This window comes from Mycolicibacterium vinylchloridicum, assembly GCF_013404075.1.
In the GTDB taxonomy this organism is placed as follows: domain Bacteria; phylum Actinomycetota; class Actinomycetes; order Mycobacteriales; family Mycobacteriaceae; genus Mycobacterium; species Mycobacterium vinylchloridicum.
In genome coordinates this window covers 1-1241 of sequence record NZ_JACBJQ010000183.1, presented here as the reverse complement: position 1 = coordinate 1241, position 1241 = coordinate 1, and the positions used below count along the sequence as shown (strand labels likewise).

The following is a 1241-nucleotide window of genomic DNA, read 5'->3' as shown; positions in this document are numbered from 1 at the left end:
TCAGCGACCCTCTCCAACTCCTGGGGGAAACAACACCCAAACACACACGACAGCGGACCACTCAAACAGCCCGCACGGCACCCAAACCCTAATGGCCCCCAGTGACAGATGTCAACAACTGACAGCAATTTGCAGAGGTGCGGAACGCGTCAACAGCGAAGGGAGACAACCGACACGGGCGCACAACTGATGGTCGACGTCCACGACAGCACCTTTGGCAGAACAGCCTTCACCGGCGCAGCAGCACCTGTAACTCGCTATGCGGCAGCGATCTCGAATCCGCGACGTTAACGCGCGTGGACCTTGGCGGCCTGACTCTTGACCTTCCGGTTACGCGACGGTTTGCGCTCATCGAAGGCGGCACAGACGCGGTCGAAGTTCCGGTTCAGCACTGCGATGTCGAAAGGTTCGTCGTACATCAACCACCGGCGGAATGCCGCACTCGAGCTCGACACCAAAAGTGTTGCGAATACGGCAGTCTCCAATGGCGGCACATCGCCAGACTCCTCGGCGATGGCATCGGCGAGTATGTCTTGATAAGTCTGGCCAATGATCGAGAACTCTGCCAGAGTCGCCGGCGTGGAGAAGATCGCGATCATCCTCGCGCGCGCTTCGGGCGTCTCCATCAGGTGAAACGTATCGATCTGGAATTCGCGCCAACACATGACCGCATCAACGTCCCGATTGGCCAACCTCGACCGGAATGACTCCAGCAGGTCATGCTCGACCGCGAGCGCAAGTGCCTCTTTGGTACTGAAGTACCGAAGGATCGTGCGCACCGACATGACACATGCGTCGGCGATCTGCTCCAGGGTGACGCCCTCATAGCCGTGCTTGCGGAAGAGACGGTTGGCCTTATGAATGATCTGCCGCCGGGCATCCTCTTTTTTGCGTTCACGCAGGCCGGCTCGCGGTTCAGTCATTGGCGAATCCTAACATCGAGGCGGCCACAGCCGGCTTTTGTCAGAAGCTGACACGGCTAAGGCAAATGGCGGCAAATCTTTTGGAAAGGCAGCCCGATAGGCCGAAAGATGCTGCCCGCCAGGTTATCCGCACCGCGCCACTTCACGGGGTACTCGGAGTGAGCCGACACCGGCTGCACCCGAGCCCGACGGCTGGTTAGGCGGGGGTGAGGTGGTACATGGCGGTGTCGTGTTCGGGGATGTCGTCGTAGGCGATTTTGACGGGCATGCCGATGTGGACGTCGTCGGGGTTGGTGTCGGTGAGGGTGGCCAGGACCA

General features: G+C 60.0%; 1 protein-coding gene. It reads right to left on the bottom strand.

Annotation, left to right across the window (positions count from 1 at the left end; all coding sequences use genetic code 11):
• Nucleotides 1-287: 287 nt before the first annotated feature.
• A complete protein-coding gene (locus tag HPC46_RS34450; RefSeq protein ID WP_179476443.1) occupies nucleotides 288-923 on the bottom strand; it encodes a TetR/AcrR family transcriptional regulator in 636 nt (211 codons plus the stop codon).
• Between the last annotated feature and the right edge of the window lie 318 nt (nucleotides 924-1241).